Genomic DNA, 16,891 nt, shown 5'->3' on the forward strand with positions numbered 1-16,891 from the left:
GAACGACAAGGGGAAACCGCATGAAACCTGGATTCTGCGCGCAACTGGCGCTGAGCGTCGCCACCTGCGCCGCGACACTGGCCGTGCACGCCACTGACGGCGACGCCGGGCCGGCCCTCAAGCCTGGCCATGAGTACCTGATCGCCACCAACTACCCGAACAACCTGCACGTGGTGGATGTGGCCAGCGATACGCTGTTCAAGAGCTGTCGCCTGCCGGACGCCTTCGGCCCGGGCACGGCGATGATGGCGCCGGACAACCGCACCGCCTACATCCTCAACAATCACTATGCCGATATCTATGGCATCGACCTGGACACCTGCAAGACCACCTTCCACGCCAACCTGTCGAGTGTGCCGGGCGAGGTGGGCAAGTCGATGTACTCCTTCGCCATCAGCCCCGACGGCAAGGAGGTCTATGCCACGGTCAACCCGACCCAGCGGTTGAACGACCACTACGTGGTCAAGCCGCCACGCCTGGAGGTGTTCAGCACGGCCGACGGGGTGGGCGCCAAGCCGGTGCGGACTTTCCCCATGCCGCGCCAGGTCTACCTGATGCGTGCCGCCGACGATGGCAGCCTGTTCGTCGCCGGGCCGGATATCTACAAGATGGACGTCAAGACCGGCAAGTACGACGTGGCGCTGCCGCTGCGCAACTGGAACCGCAAGGGCTACAGCGCGCCCGACGTGCTGTACTTCTGGCCGCACCAGAGCCCGCGCCACGAGTTCTCGATGCTGTATACCATCGCCAGGTTCAAGGATGAAAAACAGGATCCGGCAACCGCCGAGCTGCTGTACGGCTACCTGAGCGTGGACCTCAAGACCGGCAAGACCCACACCCAGGAGTTCGCCGACCTGACCGAGCTGTACTTCACCGGGCTGCGCTCGCCCAAGGATCCGAACCAGATCTATGGTGTGCTCAACCGCCTGGCTCGCTACGACATCAAGCAGCGCAAGCTGGTCAAGGCGGCGAACCTGGACCATACCTACTACTGCGTGACCTTCGACAAGGCGGGCGACAAGCTCTACCTGGGCGGGACCTTCAACGACCTGGCGGTGTTCGACCCGAACACGCTGGAGAAGGTGAAGAACATCAAGCTGCCAGGGGGTGACATGTCGACCACTACGCCGCAGGTGTTCGTCAGGTAATCGGTCGTCTGTGACGGCCCTATCGCGGGGCAAGCCCGCTCCCACAGTTACCCCTCTGCCTACAGTGGATACCTGTGGGAGCGGGCTTGCCCCGCGACAGGGCCCGCCTAAACAACACAATAATTATCAGGCCCCTCCATGACCCACCCCAGTCACACCCAGGGCAACCCGGACAAGCCCTTGCTCGACCACTGCATCGGTGACGCCTTCGACGCCACCGTGGCCCGCTTCCCCGACCGCGAGGCCCTGGTGGTGCGTCACCAGCAACGGCGCTACACCTGGCGCCAGCTGGCCGATGCCGTTGAACAGCATGCCCGCGCGCTGATGGCGCTCGGCGTGCAAGCGGGCGATCGCCTGGGCATCTGGGCTCCCAACTGCGCCGAGTGGTGCATCACCCAGTTCGCCAGCGCCAAGATCGGTGCGATCCTGGTCAACATCAACCCGGCCTACCGCAGCAGTGAGCTGGACTACGCCCTGAGCCAGTCGGGCTGCCGCTGGGTGATCTGCGCAGATGCGTTCAAGACCAGCGACTATCACGCAATGCTCTGCGACCTGGTGCCCGGATTGTCGGCCTGCAAGCCCGGGGCTGTGCACTGCGAGCGCCTGCCGGAGCTGCGCGGGGTGATCAGCCTGGCGGTAAAGCCGCCGCCAGGCTTTACCGCCTGGTGCGACCTGCAGGCTCGCGCCGTTGAGGTCAGTGTCGAGGCGCTGGGTCGCCGTCAGGCAAGTCTACGCCCGTGCGAGCCGATCAATATCCAGTACACCTCCGGCACCACTGGCTTCCCCAAGGGCGCGACGCTCAGCCACCACAATATCCTCAACAACGGTTACATGGTCGGCGAGAGCCTGCGCCTGACCGAGCATGACCGCCTGGTGGTGCCGGTGCCGCTCTACCACTGCTTCGGCATGGTCATGGCCAACCTCGGCTGCATGACCCATGGCAGCACGCTGATCTACCCCAACGATGCCTTCGACCCCTTGCTCACCCTGCAAGCCGTGGCCGAGGAACGCGCCACTGCGCTGTATGGCGTACCGACCATGTTCATTGCCGAACTGGACCACCCGCGTCGCTGCGAATTCGACCTCTCCAGCCTGCGCACGGGGATCATGGCTGGCGCCACCTGCCCGATCGAAGTGATGCGTAGGGTGATCGACGAGATGCACATGGCCGAGATACAGATCGCCTATGGCATGACCGAGACCAGTCCGGTGTCGTTGCAGACCGGCCCGGAGGACGAACTGGAAGTGCGCGTGACCAGCGTGGGTCGTACCCAGCCGCGCCTGGAAAGCAAGGTCATCGACGCCGAGGGCAACACCCTGCCACGCGGCGAGATCGGCGAGCTGTGCACGCGTGGCTACAGCGTCATGCTCGGCTACTGGAACAACCCAAAGGCTACCGCCGAGAGTATCGACGAGGAGGGCTGGATGCACACCGGCGACCTGGCGCAGATGGACGAGGCCGGGTTCGTGCGTATCGTCGGACGGAGCAAGGACATGATCATTCGCGGCGGGGAGAACATCTATCCGCGTGAGCTGGAGGAGTTCTTCTTCACCCACCCGGCGGTGGCCGACGTGCAGGTGATCGGCATTCCGTGCAGCAAGTACGGCGAAGAGATCGTCGCCTGGGTGCGGCTGCATCCGGGGCACAGCGCCAGCGCCGAGACGTTGCGCGAATGGGCGAAGGCGCGCATCGCGCACTTCAAGGTGCCGCGGCATTTCCGTTTCGTCGACGAGTTTCCGATGACGGTGACCGGCAAGGTGCAGAAGTTTCGGATGCGCGAGATCAGTATCGAAGAACTGGGTGGGGTGTCAGCCGGTTAGCGTAACCACTCCGGGCTGTTGAAGTTGCCGAGCCGCTCATCGTCGACGGCACATTCCAGCCCCTCCAGCGATTCACGCGACAAGGCCCGCTGCAGGCTCCGCTCACCGGCCTGCCACGCCTGTTCCAGCCGTGGCAACAGGCGCGTCGGCAATACGCTGAACATCGGCTGCCAATAGCCTCCCTGGCGCACCATCGCAGCGCTGTCATGGCGGGCAGCCAATCCGCGCAACCCATCGATCAGCGCCTGGTCGACCCGCGGCGAATCGCAGGCCAGCACCACCACCCACGGGTGTCTGGCCACCTTGAGCCCGGCAATGACGCCGGCCAGTGGCCCAGGATAATCCGCCTCGGCATCGCCCACACATTGGTCGGCATAGGCGGCATAGGCGTCCTGGTTGCGGTTGCAGGAAATCACCAGGTCGTCGCTCAACCCCCGCACCACCCGATGGATATGTGCGATCAGTGGTTCGCCCCGCCATGGCACCAGGCCCTTGTCGCGCCCGCCCATGCGTTGTCCGCGGCCACCGGCGAGGATGAGGATGGAGCAGGGGGGCAGGGCGGCAGGCATGAAAAAGGGTCCCGGGCAGTCGATGCCCGGAACCCTCTCATTCAACGCCTGGCTTGTCCAGTCAGGCGTCGTGGGGTACTGCATGATCCGGTTCAGCGCGGCGCTTGCGGGCCAGCCGCATCACCACCACGAAGAACACCGGTACGAACACCACCGCCAGTGTCGCGCTGAGCATCCCGCCGATCACGCCGGTGCCGATCGCCTGCTGGCTGGCTGAGCTTGCGCCGCGTGCGATGGCCAGCGGCACGACGCCGAGGATGAACGCCAACGATGTCATGACGATCGGGCGCAGGCGCAGGCGGGCGGCCTGCATCGCCGCATCCGCAGCGTCGACCCCCTGATCCACCAGGCTTTTGGCGAATTCGATGATCAGGATCGCGTTCTTTGCCGACAGGCCAATCAAGGTGATCAGGCCGACCTTGAAGAACACGTCGTTGGGCATGCCGCGCAGGGTTACCGCAAGCACGGCGCCGAGCACACCCAGCGGAACCACCAGCAACACTGCGGTAGGAATCGACCAACTCTCGTAGAGCGCTGCCAGGCACAGGAACACCACCAGCAGCGACAGGGCCAGTAGCAAGGGCGCCTGGCTACCCGAAAGACGCTCCTGCAACGACAGGCCGGTCCATTCCAGTGCGCTGCCGGTTGGCAGTCGATCGACCAGGCGCTGGATTTCCGCCATTGCCTCGCCGGAGCTGTAGCCGCTTGCCGGTTCCCCGGAAATAGACACTGCCGGGTAGCCGTTGTAGCGGGTCAGTTGCACCGGGCCGCTGAGCCACCGGGCCTGGACGAACGCCCCCAGTGGCACCATCTTGCCGCTGCTGTTGCGCACGTGAATCTTCAGCAAGTCCTCGACCTGGCTGCGCTGGTCACCCTCGGCCTGCACCACCACGCGCTGCATGCGGCCCAGGTTGGGGAAGTCGTTGACGTAGTTCGAGCCTACCGCGGTGTTGAGCACGGCGCCGATGTCGGCAAAGGAAACCCCGAAGGCGTTGGCCTGGCGTCGGTCGATTTCCAGTTGCACCTGCGGGCTTTCGGCCAACGATGCCTCGCGCACGTTGGCCAGCACCTTGCTCGTGCGTGCGTTGGCCAGCAGCTCGTCACGGGCTGCCATCAGCCCGGCATGACCCAGGCCGCCGCGATCCTGCAGGCGGAACTCGAAACCCGTAGACTCGCCCAGGCCATCGACTGGCGGCGGCAGCACGGCATAGGCCACGGCATCCTTGAGCGCGGCGAAGGCCATCGTGGCACGGTCGGCGATCGATTGTGCGCTGTCGTCGGCGCCGCGTTCTGACCAGTCCTTCAGCGTGGTGAACGCCAGCGCGGCGTTCTGCCCGCTGCCTGAGAAGCTGAAACCGAGAATCAGCGTGGTGTTACCCACCCCGGGTTCTGCGGCATTGTGCGCCTCGATCTGCGCCGCCACCTGCTCGGTACGCATGCGACTGGCGCCTGGCGGAAGCTGGATATCGGTGATGGTGTAGCCTTGGTCTTCGGTCGGCAGGAAAGCGCTGGGCAACTGGCTGAAGCCATAGGCCAGCACCGCCACCAGCAGCCCGTAGAGCAACAGGTAGCGCCCGCTACGAGCCAAGGCGTGGGCAACCCAGCGTTGGTAGCCATTGCTCATGCCCTCGAAGCGGCGGTTGAACCAGCCGAAGAAGCCCTTGCGTACGTGATGCTCGCCCTTGGCCACTGGCTTGAGCAGGGTGGCGCACAGTGCCGGGGTGAGGCTCAGGGCGAGGAAGGCCGAGAACAGGATCGATACCGCCATCGACAACGAGAACTGCTGGTAGATGACGCCCACCGAGCCTTTCATGAAGGCCATCGGCAGGAACACCGCGACCAGCACCAGCGTGATGCCGACGATAGCCCCGCTGATCTGGCCCATGGCCTTGCGCGTCGCGGCCTTCGGCGATAGACCTTCCTCGGCCATGATCCGTTCGACGTTCTCCACCACGACGATGGCGTCGTCCACCAGGATGCCGATGGCCAGCACCATGCCAAACAGGGTCAGCACGTTGATCGAGAAACCCAACGCCAGCATCACCGCGAAGGTGCCCATCAGCGCCACCGGAACCACCAGCGTAGGGATCAGCGTGTAGCGGATGTTCTGCAGGAACAGGAACATCACCGCAAACACCAGCAGCATGGCTTCGAACAGCGTGCTGATGACCTGCTGGATCGAGACCTTGACGAACGGCGAGGTGTCATAGGGGATGTCGTACTTCACGCCGGCCGGGAAATAGCGTGCCAGCTCATCCATCTTCTGGCGTACCAGGGTCGCGGTTTCCATGGCGTTGGCCCCCGGCGACAGCTTGACGCTGAAGGCACTGGTGGGCTTGCCGTTCAGGCGTGTGCCGTACTGGTATTCCTGGGCACCGATCTCGACCCGCGCCACGTCACCCACGGTGACCACCGAGCCATCCGGGTTGGCCCGCAGCACGATGGCCGCGAACTCCTCTGGCGTGCTCAGTTGGCCCTTGACCACCACGTTGGCGGTGATTTCCTGGGTCGCACGGGCGGGCAGGTCTCCGATGCTGCCTGGTGCAACCTGGGCGTTCTGCGCGGCGATGGCGTCGGCGACGTCCTGGGGTGTGAGCTTGAAGCCGACCAGCTTCGCCGGGTCGATCCAGATGCGCATGGCCCGCTCCGAACCATACAACTGTGCCTTGCCGACGCCTTTGAGCCGGCGAATCTCGTTCATCACGTTGCGCGCCAACAGGTCGCTGAGGGCAATCTCGTCGTAGCTGCCGTCCTCGGAGGTGAGGGTGCCCAGCAGCAGGAAGCCGGTGGAGACTTTTTCCACCTGCAGGCCTTGCTGCGTGACGGGCCGCGGCAGGCGCGACTCGACCACCTTGAGGCGGTTCTGTACATCGACCTGGGCCAGGTCAGGGATGGTGCCCGGCTCGAAGGTGGCGGTGATGGTCGCGCTGCCCAGGCTGCTCTGGGACTCGAAGTACAGCAGGTTGTCCGCACCATTGAGCTCCTGCTCGATCACGCTGACCACGCTTTCGTCCATGGTCTGCGCCGAGGCACCGGGGTAGACGGCGTACACCTCCACTTGCGGCGGAGCGACATCGGGGTACTGCGCCACGGGCAATTGCGGGATGGCCAAGGCACCGGCGAGCAGGATGAACAACGCAACCACCCAGGCGAAGATCGGGCGGTCGATGAAGAATTGCGGCATGGATCAGGCCCTCACTGGCCGTTGCGCTGGACGATGGGGTTGGCGGCCTTGTCGGCATCGACCCGGACCTGATCGCCGACCTTGACGTGCTGCAGCCCCTCGATCACCACCCGTTCGCCGGGGGCCAGGCCTTCGCTGACGATCCAGCGGTCGCCCTGGGCATTGCCCAGTACCACCTGGCGTTCCTCGATGCGCTGCTGGGCGTCGACCACCAGGACCTTGGGTACGCCTGCGCTGTCACGCAGGATCGCCCGCTGCGGCACGCTGATGCCCTTGGGCTGCAGGGCCTGTTCGAGGCGCACACGCACGTAGCTGCCGGGCAACAGATCGAGGTCAGGGTTGGGGAATTCGCTGCGCAGGGTGATCTGGTTGGTGCTCGGGTCGACGCTGATATCGGAGAACAGCAGCTTGCCCGGCAGCGGATAGGCACTGCCGTCGTCCTGGATCAGGGTGGCGCGGGCCTGGTCCTGGCCGACCTGCTGCAGCTCGCCAGCGCGCATGGCGCGGCGCAGGGCGTTGAGGTCGCGGGTCGACTGGGTGACGTCGGCGTGGATCGGGTCCAGTTGCTGGATGACGGCCAACGCGGTGGTTTCGTTCTGTCCGACCAGCGCCCCTTCGGTGACCAGCGCGCGGCCAACCCGTCCGGAGATCGGTGCGGTGACCGTGGCATAGCCCAGGTTGAGTCGCGCGCGTTCGAGTGCGGCCCGGGCTTCGGCAACCTGGGCGTCCGCCTGGAGGAAGGCGGCACGGGCATTGTCATATTCCTGGCGGCTCACGGCCTTGTCGTCGACCAGCTCGCGGTAACGTTGTTCCTGCAGGCGCGCCTGGTACAAGGTGGCTTCGGCCTTGGCCAGCGCGGCGCGGGCACTGTCATGGTCCGCCTTGAACGGCGCCGGGTCGATGAGGAACAGCACATCGCCCTGCTTGACGTCGCTGCCCTCGCGATACACCCGCTTGAGCACCACGCCGGCAACCCGGGCGCGGACTTCGGCGGTGCGTGGCGCGAGAATCCGCCCGCTGAGTTCGGTGCTGATCGCCATGGCTTGCAACTGCACGGTTTCGACCCGCACCTGGGGGGCGGGTGCCTGCGCGTCCTGTTCGGGGGCGTCGTTGCAGCCGGTCAGGGCCAGTGTAAGCAAAGCGAGAATCGCCAAAGGGCGCTTGGAGAAGGGAATGGACATACGGATCTTCCGGATAGGATCGCCCCTATGCTAAGGCAGGCGCTCGCGCATGGGCTGTTAAGCTGTGTACGCCGTGTGTGAAAAAGTGTAAGGCTCGTGCCGTGTGGAGCGTAGGATTCTATATCCTGCGAGCAACTGACTGCACTGGCCCCATCGCCGGACAAGCCCGCTTCCACAGGTAGTCGCAGCCTCTGTAGGCGTGGGCTTGTCCGGCAATGACGACGGTAAGGTCTCAAGCCTATCTGTTCATGACGACCCACATGCCAAATATCCTTCTGGTCGAAGACGACAGCGCGCTGTCCGAACTGATTGCCAGCTACCTGCAGCGCAACGACTTCCACGTCCGGGTCATCGCCCGTGGCGATCATGTGCTCGACGAGTTTCGTCGTCAGCGCCCCGACCTGGTGGTGCTCGATCTGATGCTGCCCGGCCTTGACGGCCTGCAGGTGTGCCGCCTGCTGCGCCAGGAGTCGCAAAGCCTGCCGATCCTGATGCTGACCGCCCGTGACGACAGCCATGACCAGGTGCTGGGCCTGGAAATGGGCGCCGACGACTACGTCACCAAGCCATGCGAGCCCCGCGTACTGCTGGCCCGGGTCCGCACCTTGCTGCGCCGCAGCAATGTCAACGAACCACGGCTCGATAGCGAGCTGATCCAGGTCGGTGGCCTGAGCATCAATCTGGCCGAGCGCAGCGTGAGCTGGCGCGGCTGCGAGGTGGAGCTGTCCAGTGGCGAATACAACCTGCTGGTGGTGCTGGCACGCAATGCCGGTGAAGTGCTCAGCCGCGACCGCATCCTCCAGCAACTGCGCGGCATCGAGTTCAACGGTACCGACCGTTCGGTAGACGTGGCCATCTCCAAGCTGCGGCGCAAATTCGACGACAATGCCGGCGAAGCCCGCAAGATCAAGACCGTGTGGGGCAAGGGCTATCTGTTCAGCCGGGTCGAGTGGGAGTACTGACGCGCCATGCTCAAGATCCTGGTGCGCCTGTACCTGGTGATCATCGTCGCCTATGCCGGTGCCTTGCTGCTGATCCCCGACGCTATCGTCGGGGCGTTCCATGAACGCTTCATGGCGTACAACCTCGACCAGGCCAAGGGCGTGCAGTCGTTGATCGTCCGCCAGTTCCACCAAGCCCCGCGCGAGCAATGGCCTTCGGTGGAGCAGGACCTGGCCTCGGCCTTTGCGCCCCTGCAGGTGCAACTGCTGCGCATGGACGCCGCCGACCTTGCGCCGCAGGAGCGTGCGCGGCTGGAGCACGGGCTGTATGCAGTGCGCATCGCCGACTGGGGCTATTACGAAACCGTGCTGGCTCCGCTGGACAAGGACTGGCTGGTGCGCCTGCACTCGCCGCCGGATCCGCTCGATATCAATGTGTTGTCGTGGGGCGTCACGGTACTGATCGGTGCCGCCATGCTGGGTTGCCTGCTGCTGTGGGTCTGGCCGCACTGGCGCGACCTGGAACGGCTCAAGGAAACCGCGCGGCGCCTGGGGCGCGGGGAGATGGCGGAGCGTACGCAGATCTCGCCGCGCTCGAACATCGGCGAGCTGGCCGGAGTGTTCGACACCATGGCAGGCGACCTGGAGCGCCAGGTCAACCAGCAACGCGAGCTGCTCAATGCGGTCTCGCATGAGCTGCGTACCCCCCTGACGCGCCTGGACTTCGGCCTGGTGCTGCTGTTCGATGAAGTGCCGCCGGCCAGCCGCAAGCGTTTGTTGGAACTGGTGGGGCATGTGCGGGAGCTGGACGAGCTGGTGCTTGAGCTGCTGTCGTACAGCCGCCTGGAGAACGCCGACCAGGTCCGCGAGCGGGTCGAGGTGTCGTTGCTGGAACTGGTCGACAGTGTGCTGGGCAGCTTTGCCGAAGAACTCGATGGTCGCGGGATCAGATGGGAGGTGCGCGCTGACGACAGGCTGCCACGTTTCGTCCTCGATCCTCGCTTGACCGCGCGGGCGGTGCAGAACCTGGTGCGCAATGCCATGCGCTATTGCGACGAAAGCCTGCTGCTGCGACTCAAGCTCGAGGCGGATGGCGCTTGCCTGCTGACGGTAGAGGATGACGGGATCGGTATTCCGCCTGAGGAGCGCGAGCGGATCTTCCAGCCGTTCTACCGCCTGGACCGCAGTCGGGACCGCAGTACCGGTGGTTTTGGCTTGGGGCTTGCGATCAGCCGCAGGGCGATCGAAGGGCAGGGCGGGACGCTGACCGTGGCGCAGTCGTCATTGGGTGGGGCGCAATTCAGGATTCGTCTGCCGGCGGGATGATCAAAGGTAGGGGATCGTCTCGCGACCGGCCGTAACCAGCGGAACCGCTCTCACCGCAATTCCACCGCCGCCTCACGGGCACCGCATTGCACGGTGCCTCGATGAGGCTTGCCGCTTTAGATCACCACACCCTGGCTACGCAGGTAGTCGTCATAGGTGCCGCTGAAGTCGACCACGCCATCGGCCGACAGCTCGATGATCCGTGTGGCCAGCGACGACACGAACTCACGGTCATGGCTGACGAACAGCAGGGTGCCCGGATAGTTCTCCAGCGCCAGGTTCAGCGCTTCGATCGATTCCATGTCCAGGTGGTTGGTTGGTTCGTCCATCACCAGCACGTTGGGCTTTTGCAGGGTCAGCTTGCCGAACAGCATGCGGCCCTGTTCACCCCCGGAAATCACCTTCACCGACTTGAGGATCTCGTCGTTGGAGAACAGCATGCGCCCCAGCGTGCCGCGAATCACCTGCTCGCCGCTGGTCCACTGGCCCATCCAGTCGAACAGGGTGACGTCGTCTTCGAAGTCGTGGGCGTGGTCCTGGGCGTAGTAGCCGACCTCGGCGCTGTCGGTCCACTTGACCGAGCCTGCATCGGGCTGCAGCTCGCCGACCAGGGTGCGCAGCAAGGTGGTCTTGCCGATGCCGTTGGGGCCGATGATCGCTACGCGCTCGCCGGCTTCGACGGTAATGTCGAAGTTCTTGAACAGCACCTTGTCGTCGAAGGCCTTGGCCATCTTTTCCACGACCACGGCCTGGCGGTGCAGCTTCTTGGTCTGCTCGAAGCGGATGAACGGGCTGACCCGGCTCGACGGCTTGACCTCGGCCAGCTGGATCTTGTCGATCTGCTTGGCGCGCGAAGTGGCCTGCTTGGCCTTGGAGGCGTTGGCCGAGAAGCGGCTGACGAAGGTCTGCAGCTCGGCGATCTGGGCTTTCTTCTTGGCATTGTCCGACAGCAACTGCTCGCGCGCCTGGGTGGCGGCGGTCATGTACTCGTCATAGTTGCCCGGGAACAGGCGCAGCTCGCCGTAGTCCAGGTCGGCCATGTGGGTGCAGACGCTGTTGAGGAAGTGACGGTCGTGGGAAATGATCACCATGGTGCTGTTGCGTGCGGTGAGCACGTTTTCCAGCCAGCGGATGGTGTTGATGTCCAGGTGGTTGGTTGGTTCGTCGAGCAACAGCACGTCCGGATCGGAGAACAGCGCCTGTGCCAGCAGCACCCGCAGTTTCCAGCCTGGCGCCACTTCGCTCATCGGCCCGAAGTGTTGCTCCAGCGGAATGCCCAGGCCCAGCAGCAGCTCGCCGGCGCGTGATTCGGCGGTGTAGCCGTCCATCTCGGCGAATTCGGTTTCAAGCTCGGCGACGGCCATGCCGTCTTCTTCGGTCATTTCCGGCAGCGAGTAGATACGGTCGCGTTCGGCCTTGACCTTCCACAGTTGGCCGTGGCCCATGATCACGGTGTCGATGACGCTGAACTGCTCGTAGGCGAACTGGTCCTGGCGCAGCTTGCCCAGGCGGGTGTTGGGCTCGAGCATGACCTGGCCGGCGGACGGCTCCAGGTCGCCACCGAGGATCTTCATGAAGGTCGACTTGCCGCAGCCGTTGGCCCCGATCAGGCCGTAGCGGTTGCCGTTGTTGAATTTGACCGAGACGTTCTCGAAGAGCGGCTTGGAGCCGAACTGCATCGTGATATTGGCTGTAGAAATCAAGTACTTGTCCTGCGGGAATGTATGGCGCAGCCCTCAGGCACAGGGTTGCGAAGCTGAGGCGGGTATCGCGCTGGCGGCGGTCACGGATGTTCAGCGCATCGAGCGCTGATTTGAAGCGGCGCAGTGTAACACTTGGCTCGTTGATCCACAGCCCATCTTTGTTCTGCTGGCAAACAAAAGGACGAGCTGCGAGAAATGTCGAACGACCTCAAACGGCATAGCCATCAATGACCTGCAATGGCCTTCAAGGCCGCAACCGCCGCATCGTTACCCTGCGACTCGCTGATCATCAGCGCGGTATTGCCCCTGGCATCCCTGTGCTGCGGGTCGGCACCGTGCCGTACCAGCTCGGCAAGGATGTCGAGGCGGCCGAACAGGGCTGCGAACGAAAGTGCAGTCTGGCCATCGTTGTTGCTTGCATCGATGGGGCACAGGCCGATCAAGCGCCGGGCAATGACCATTTCACCTTTGAACAGGGCCCCCATCAGCGCGGTGTTGCCATTGTTGTCGGCAAGGCAGGGGTCAGCATGGGCCCGCAACAGGACGTTCACTTCGTCGAGGTCGCCGTGATAAGTCGCCAGGATCAGCGCGGTATGGCCTCGGCTGGTCTGGCTGTCGATCGGATATCCGGCCTGGAGCAGCGCATCGGTGATGTCGCTGCGCCCGGCGCGCGCGGCATCGAACCACTGGCTGTCGTACAGGTGCGGATCGACGCGCTGGACTCCAGCCTGCGCCTGGAACTGTTCGGTATCGGCAGGTAGCCACAGGCCGGGGACGAACAGATGCAAGAGCCGGTATCCAATCACCAGAAGCAGCAGCACCGCGGCGGCGGCGAGGCTGGTCTTGATTCGTGCAATGCTCATCGGGACTCTCCCGCAAGCCTGCGCCATCAGACAGCGCAGGCTTGCCACTCACAGGCTGATCAGTTCGCCAATGCCTTGGCGGCGGTGTCCACACGCTTGATATCGGCATGGGTGGCCTTGGCCAGGCGAGTGCCGTAGTCCGGGTCGGCCTTGTAGAAGTACGAGAGCATCGCGTACTTGTTGCTTTCGTTTGTCACATGGTTCAGGTCGCCACTGAGGGCTTCGATCAGCAGCCCCTTTTCCTTGGAGGAGAGGGCGCGGTAATACTCGCCAGCCTGCAGGAAGTTCGCCTGTTTCTTGATTGCCAACTGCTGCGTGACGCCACTGACCGGGGTGCTGGCGTACTTGTATTGCGGGTCCTGCGGGATTTCGGCGATACCGGAAGGCTCGTAGTTGACCTCGCCCTTGCGACCGCTGCTGTTCATCGCGCCGTCCTGCGAGTTGTTGCTCACCTTGTTACGCGGCTGGTTGACTGGAATCTGCTGATAGTTGGCGCCCAGGCGGTACATCTGGGTGTCGGCGTAGGCGAACAGGCGGCCTTGCAGCATGCGGTCCTCGGAGGCCTCGATACCTGGCACCAGGCGGGAGGGGGCAAACGCGGACTCTTCAGTGGACTCGAAGTAGTTGTCCGGAACCTTGTTCAAGGTCATGGTGCCGACCTTGCGCTCGGCCACGCCGGTCCAGACCTTGGTGTCATCCAGTGCATTGAACGCGAACTGGCCAAGTTCCGAGGGCTTGAGCACCTGGACGTACAGGTCCCACTTGGGGAAGTCGCCTTTGTTGATCGCGCCGTACAGGTCGTTGGTCATCATGTTCGGGTCCTTGCCGATGGACTCGCTGATCTGCCCAGGCTCCAGGCTGTGCAGACCTTGCTGGGTCTTCCAGGCGAACTTGACGTAGTGCACCTCGCCTTGGGCGTTGACGAACTTGAAGGCATGCACCGCCGAGCCGTTCATGTGCCGGTAGGAGTCCGGCATGCCTTCGAGCGAGTACATGTGGGTCAGCATGTTGGTCGCTTCGGGGCTGTGGGCGAAGAAGTCGAAGGCCAGGTTGGGGTCCTGCACACCGGTGACAGCACTGGGCTTGTTGGCATGGACGAAGTCCGGGAACTTGATGGCGTCACGAATGAAGAACACCGGCACGTTGATGCCAACCATGTCCCAGTTGCCCTGGGTGGTATAGAACTTGACGGCAAAGCCCCGCGGATCACGGGCTTGCTCGGGTGAGCCGCGATACCCCATCACGGTGCTGAACCGCACGAAGACCGGGGTACTCGTGCCGCTCTTGAACACTTCGGCGCGGGTCAGGTCGGTGATGTCTGCGGTGGGTTCGAACGTGCCGTAGGCACCTGTGCCGCGTGCATGAACCACGCGTTCGGGGATTCGCTCGCGATCGAAACGCTGAAGTTTTTCGATCAGGTGGGCATCTTGCAGAAGTACCGGGCCATCGGCACCCGCTGTCTGAGAGTTCTGGTTATCGCCTACCGGTGCACCCGAATCGCGAGTGAATTCATTGGCCGCGAATGCACCGACACTCAAACTGGTAAATAACAGGCACAGGGGAAGTCTCAAGCGTGAATGACGCATACAACGATCCTTCTTTTTTTGATTGGAATCAAAATGATGAATCGCTGCGCAGAACGTGCACCAATATAAGCTTTCAATTGTATTAATAGTGCTAAATCATTGGGTTACCGAAGGGCGGGTGCCGCATGTTAATGTCGGGAAGTTGTCGGCATTTTTTATGGGTTGGATAGTTGTGACCCCTGTCGCACTTTGCAGCTTAGGGTTTCATGTGGATTTAATTGACCGTGCATGGCAAGTTCGTCTGCAGGGCAGATATACACGGGCTTGCCATGTTCTGGGTTTATCTGATCAGACCGTCAGTGCCGGGTTTCAAACCGTCCGTGGAAATGGAATAGAACCCGACAGGCCCTAGTTGGCTTCTTTCACCGCACTGAGAAACGCACGCGTACGCTCCTGTTGCGGATGCTCGAAGACCTGCGTTGGTGTGCCCTGTTCGTGGATCTGCCCCTTGTAGAAGAAGCACACGCGATCAGCGAACTCCCGGGCGAAGCCCATCTGGTGAGTGACCATCAGCATCGTCAGGTTGTGCTCGGCGCCGAGCTTGCGGATCACGTTGAGCACTTCACCGCACAGCTCAGGATCGAGCGCCGAAGTCACTTCGTCGAACAGCATGACCTTCGGCCGCATCGCCAAAGCCCGCGCAATCGCCACCCGCTGCTGCTGTCCACCGGACAACTGCGAAGGGTAGTGCCCCAGCTTGCTGCCCAGCCCCACCAGCTCCAGCAGATCCGCTGCTCGCTCACGGGCTTCGGCAGGCTTCATGCCCAGCACCTGCACCGGCGCCTCGATGACGTTCTGCAACGCGGTCATGTGCGGGAACAGGTTGAAACTCTGGAACACCATGCCGATCTTGCCGCGCACGCGACGGATATGCCGGTCATTGGCTGGCACCAACACGCCATTGCGGTTGGGCATGTGGGTCAGCAGGTCGTCTTCGATGCGGATCACCCCGTCGTCGATGCCTTCCAGGGTCATCAGCACCCGCAACAACGTGGATTTTCCCGAGCCGCTGGGGCCGATGATCGCGACTTTCTCGCCCGGCGTGACATCCAGGTTCAAGTGGTCGAGCACCGTGAAGCTGCCATAACTCTTGGTGACATCCTGGAAGCTGACGATCGGCTGGACTGCCTTCGGTTGATGCATGGCCGTGGCCTCCTGCAAATGCAGCGGTGTCAGATTGCCGCGCCGGGAAAGGTCATGGGAAGTCGAGAGTGGAGAAGTCATTAGCGTAGCTCCAGGCGCAGTTCGAGGCGCCGTACCAGATAAGCCAGGGCGATGCTCAGGGCGAGGAAAAACAGGCCGACCATGGTGATCGGTTCCAGGTATCGGAAGTTCTCGGAGCCGATGTTCTTGGCCTGCTGCATGATTTCCACCACGGTAATGGCCGACAGCACCGGTGTGTCCTTGAGCATCGCCACCAGATAGTTGCCCAGTGGCGGCAGAATCGGCCGCAGGGCCTGGGGCAGGATGATGTTGCGGTAGGCGCTGTACGGCGCGATGTTCAGCGCGGTGACGGCTTCCCATTGCGCCCGTGGCACCGCGTCCAGCCCACCGCGGTAAACCTCGGCGATGTAGCAGGCGTAATGCACGCCGATGCCGATGATCCCCACTTGCATGGCGGTCATGCTCACCCCGTAGTTGGGCAGCACGTAGTAGAGGAAATACACCTGGATCAGCAGCGGCGTGCTGCGGATGAACTCGATCGTCCCGGCGATCGGCCACGACAGCCAGTACAGGCGGCTGCGCCGGCCGATGGCGAGGAACAGCCCCAGCACGATGGCGATGAGGAAGCCGATCAGGGTAATGCCCACGGTGTTGAGCGAGGCGCGCAGCAGATCGGGCAGGATCTGCCAGGCATAGGTCCAGTCGAACAGATTCATGACAGGCCTCCACGCATCCGGCCACGTGCCAGGCGACGCTCAATTGCGCGCATGCCGAGGTTGATCGCCTGGGCGAGGATGAAATACATCACCAGTGCCAGGCTGAAAATTTCCAGGGTCTGGAAGGTAGCCTGATCCAGTTGCCGAGCGCGGAAACTCAGGTCGGACAGGGTAATCAGCGACACCAGCGAGGTGTTTTTCAGCAGCTCGATCAGCAGGTTGGTGCCGGGGGGAATCGCGGCCAGCAGCGCCTGGGGCAGAATGATCCGGCGAAAGCGCTTGTAGGCACTGAAGTTCAACGCGGTCGCCGCTTCGTATTGACCCTTGGCCACGGAGCTGATCGCACCGCGCATCACCTCCGCACCGTAAGCGCCGATGTGCAGGCCTAGTCCGACAATCGCCACGGCGTAGGGGCTCAGCTCCAGGTTGAATGGCGGCAGCGGCAACACGAAAAACAGCCAGAACAGTTGCACCAGCAACGAAGTACCGCGAAACACTTCGATGTAGGTGACCGAAAACCAGCTCACCAGCCGCCACGGCGACATGCGCCCGAGTGCCGCAAGAATGGCCGCGACGATCGCGAGCAGCGAACCGAAGAACGTCACCTGGATAGTGACCCAGGCGCCCTGTATCAATAGCGGAAGTAACTCACCCATGGTTCAGCATCCCGATTAAGCAGGGAAATAGGC

The 16,891-nt window shown here is 63.2% G+C and carries 13 protein-coding genes and 1 pseudogene; 4 read left to right on the top strand and 10 right to left on the bottom strand.

Annotation, left to right across the window (positions count from 1 at the left end; translation table 11 throughout):
• Positions 1–20: 20 nt before the first annotated feature.
• Together peaD and ACMGGG_RS10505 are read left to right on the top strand one after the other, a co-directional pair.
• Positions 21–1,148, top strand: a complete 1,128-nt coding sequence (gene peaD, locus ACMGGG_RS10500; protein WP_112898196.1) for a quinohemoprotein amine dehydrogenase subunit beta — start codon at positions 21–23, stop codon at positions 1,146–1,148.
• Positions 1,149–1,286: 138 nt separating this feature from the next.
• Positions 1,287–2,969, top strand: a complete 1,683-nt coding sequence (locus ACMGGG_RS10505; RefSeq protein ID WP_414155427.1) for a fatty acid CoA ligase family protein — start codon at positions 1,287–1,289, stop codon at positions 2,967–2,969.
• On the opposite strand, the gene mobA is transcribed toward ACMGGG_RS10505, so the two are convergent.
• The 3 genes from mobA to ACMGGG_RS10520 form a co-directional block, all read right to left on the bottom strand.
• Positions 2,966–3,538 carry a molybdenum cofactor guanylyltransferase MobA gene (gene mobA, locus ACMGGG_RS10510; protein WP_414155428.1) on the bottom strand — a complete coding sequence of 191 codons (573 nt, stop codon included), beginning with the start codon at positions 3,536–3,538 and terminating at the stop codon, positions 2,966–2,968. The two genes, ACMGGG_RS10505 and mobA, sit on opposite strands and share 4 nt — an antisense overlap.
• Before the next feature lie 61 nt (positions 3,539–3,599).
• Positions 3,600–6,722, bottom strand: a complete 3,123-nt coding sequence (locus ACMGGG_RS10515) for a multidrug efflux RND transporter permease subunit (protein ID WP_414155429.1) — start codon at positions 6,720–6,722, stop codon at positions 3,600–3,602.
• A gap of 11 nt (positions 6,723–6,733) precedes the next feature.
• Complete coding sequence (locus tag ACMGGG_RS10520) at positions 6,734–7,903, bottom strand: efflux RND transporter periplasmic adaptor subunit (protein ID WP_054891344.1); 1,170 nt, start codon at positions 7,901–7,903, stop codon at positions 6,734–6,736.
• A gap of 260 nt (positions 7,904–8,163) precedes the next feature.
• On the opposite strand from ACMGGG_RS10520, the gene ACMGGG_RS10525 reads away from it, so the two are divergent.
• On the top strand, positions 8,164–8,865 hold the full coding sequence (locus ACMGGG_RS10525) for a response regulator transcription factor (RefSeq protein WP_063544839.1): 702 nt from the start codon (positions 8,164–8,166) through the stop codon (positions 8,863–8,865).
• A gap of 6 nt (positions 8,866–8,871) precedes the next feature.
• Positions 8,872–10,170: an ATP-binding protein gene (locus ACMGGG_RS10530; protein ID WP_063544840.1), complete on the top strand. Its 1,299-nt coding sequence runs from the start codon at positions 8,872–8,874 to the stop codon at positions 10,168–10,170.
• A 116-nt stretch (positions 10,171–10,286) separates the two neighbouring features.
• Here the strand turns inward: ACMGGG_RS10530 and ACMGGG_RS10535 are convergent, their stop codons facing one another.
• From ACMGGG_RS10535 to ehuC, 7 genes and pseudogenes are all read right to left on the bottom strand, one after another.
• The gene (locus tag ACMGGG_RS10535) at positions 10,287–11,873 is read right to left on the bottom strand and encodes an ABC-F family ATPase (RefSeq protein WP_054891347.1); all 1,587 of its coding nucleotides are present in this window, start codon (positions 11,871–11,873) and stop codon (positions 10,287–10,289) included.
• A gap of 34 nt (positions 11,874–11,907) precedes the next feature.
• A pseudogene (locus ACMGGG_RS10540) lies at positions 11,908–12,024 on the bottom strand (integrase); the annotation flags it as partial.
• A gap of 73 nt (positions 12,025–12,097) precedes the next feature.
• On the bottom strand, positions 12,098–12,736 hold the full coding sequence (locus ACMGGG_RS10545) for an ankyrin repeat domain-containing protein (protein ID WP_414155430.1): 639 nt from the start codon (positions 12,734–12,736) through the stop codon (positions 12,098–12,100).
• A 59-nt stretch (positions 12,737–12,795) separates the two neighbouring features.
• Positions 12,796–14,322 carry a catalase gene (locus tag ACMGGG_RS10550; RefSeq protein WP_125929845.1) on the bottom strand — a complete coding sequence of 509 codons (1,527 nt, stop codon included), beginning with the start codon at positions 14,320–14,322 and terminating at the stop codon, positions 12,796–12,798.
• 348 nt (positions 14,323–14,670) lie between these two features.
• Positions 14,671–15,465 (bottom strand): ectoine/hydroxyectoine ABC transporter ATP-binding protein EhuA, encoded by a 795-nt coding sequence (gene ehuA / locus ACMGGG_RS10555; protein ID WP_063544841.1) that lies wholly within the window; start codon positions 15,463–15,465, stop codon positions 14,671–14,673.
• An 80-nt stretch (positions 15,466–15,545) separates the two neighbouring features.
• Complete coding sequence (ehuD, locus tag ACMGGG_RS10560) at positions 15,546–16,202, bottom strand: ectoine/hydroxyectoine ABC transporter permease subunit EhuD (protein ID WP_065862854.1); 657 nt, start codon at positions 16,200–16,202, stop codon at positions 15,546–15,548.
• Complete coding sequence (gene ehuC, locus ACMGGG_RS10565) at positions 16,199–16,858, bottom strand: ectoine/hydroxyectoine ABC transporter permease subunit EhuC (protein WP_063544843.1); 660 nt, start codon at positions 16,856–16,858, stop codon at positions 16,199–16,201. The genes ehuD and ehuC overlap by 4 nt, the downstream gene beginning before the upstream one ends.
• Positions 16,859–16,891: the final 33 nt, after the last annotated feature.

The sequence above is a fragment of the Pseudomonas sp. BNK-44-b genome, from assembly GCF_047456245.1.
Lineage (GTDB): Bacteria > Pseudomonadota > Gammaproteobacteria > Pseudomonadales > Pseudomonadaceae > Aquipseudomonas > Aquipseudomonas machongensis.

What these genes read in the sequence shown, in the direction of transcription:
- peaD (WP_112898196.1), top strand. Translation starts at nt 21, where the DNA reads ATGAAACCTGGATTCTGCGCGCAACTGGCGCTGAGCGTCGCCACCTGC.
- ACMGGG_RS10505 (WP_414155427.1), top strand. Translation starts at nt 1,287, where the DNA reads ATGACCCACCCCAGTCACACCCAGGGCAACCCGGACAAGCCCTTGCTC.
- mobA (WP_414155428.1), bottom strand. Translation starts at nt 3,538, where the DNA reads ATGCCTGCCGCCCTGCCCCCCTGCTCCATCCTCATCCTCGCCGGTGGC.
- ACMGGG_RS10515 (WP_414155429.1), bottom strand. Translation starts at nt 6,722, where the DNA reads ATGCCGCAATTCTTCATCGACCGCCCGATCTTCGCCTGGGTGGTTGCG.
- ACMGGG_RS10520 (WP_054891344.1), bottom strand. Translation starts at nt 7,903, where the DNA reads ATGTCCATTCCCTTCTCCAAGCGCCCTTTGGCGATTCTCGCTTTGCTT.
- ACMGGG_RS10525 (WP_063544839.1), top strand. Translation starts at nt 8,164, where the DNA reads ATGCCAAATATCCTTCTGGTCGAAGACGACAGCGCGCTGTCCGAACTG.
- ACMGGG_RS10530 (WP_063544840.1), top strand. Translation starts at nt 8,872, where the DNA reads ATGCTCAAGATCCTGGTGCGCCTGTACCTGGTGATCATCGTCGCCTAT.
- ACMGGG_RS10545 (WP_414155430.1), bottom strand. Translation starts at nt 12,736, where the DNA reads ATGAGCATTGCACGAATCAAGACCAGCCTCGCCGCCGCCGCGGTGCTG.
- ACMGGG_RS10550 (WP_125929845.1), bottom strand. Translation starts at nt 14,322, where the DNA reads ATGCGTCATTCACGCTTGAGACTTCCCCTGTGCCTGTTATTTACCAGT.
- ehuA (WP_063544841.1), bottom strand. Translation starts at nt 15,465, where the DNA reads ATGCATCAACCGAAGGCAGTCCAGCCGATCGTCAGCTTCCAGGATGTC.
- ehuD (WP_065862854.1), bottom strand. Translation starts at nt 16,202, where the DNA reads ATGAATCTGTTCGACTGGACCTATGCCTGGCAGATCCTGCCCGATCTG.
- ehuC (WP_063544843.1), bottom strand. Translation starts at nt 16,858, where the DNA reads ATGGGTGAGTTACTTCCGCTATTGATACAGGGCGCCTGGGTCACTATC.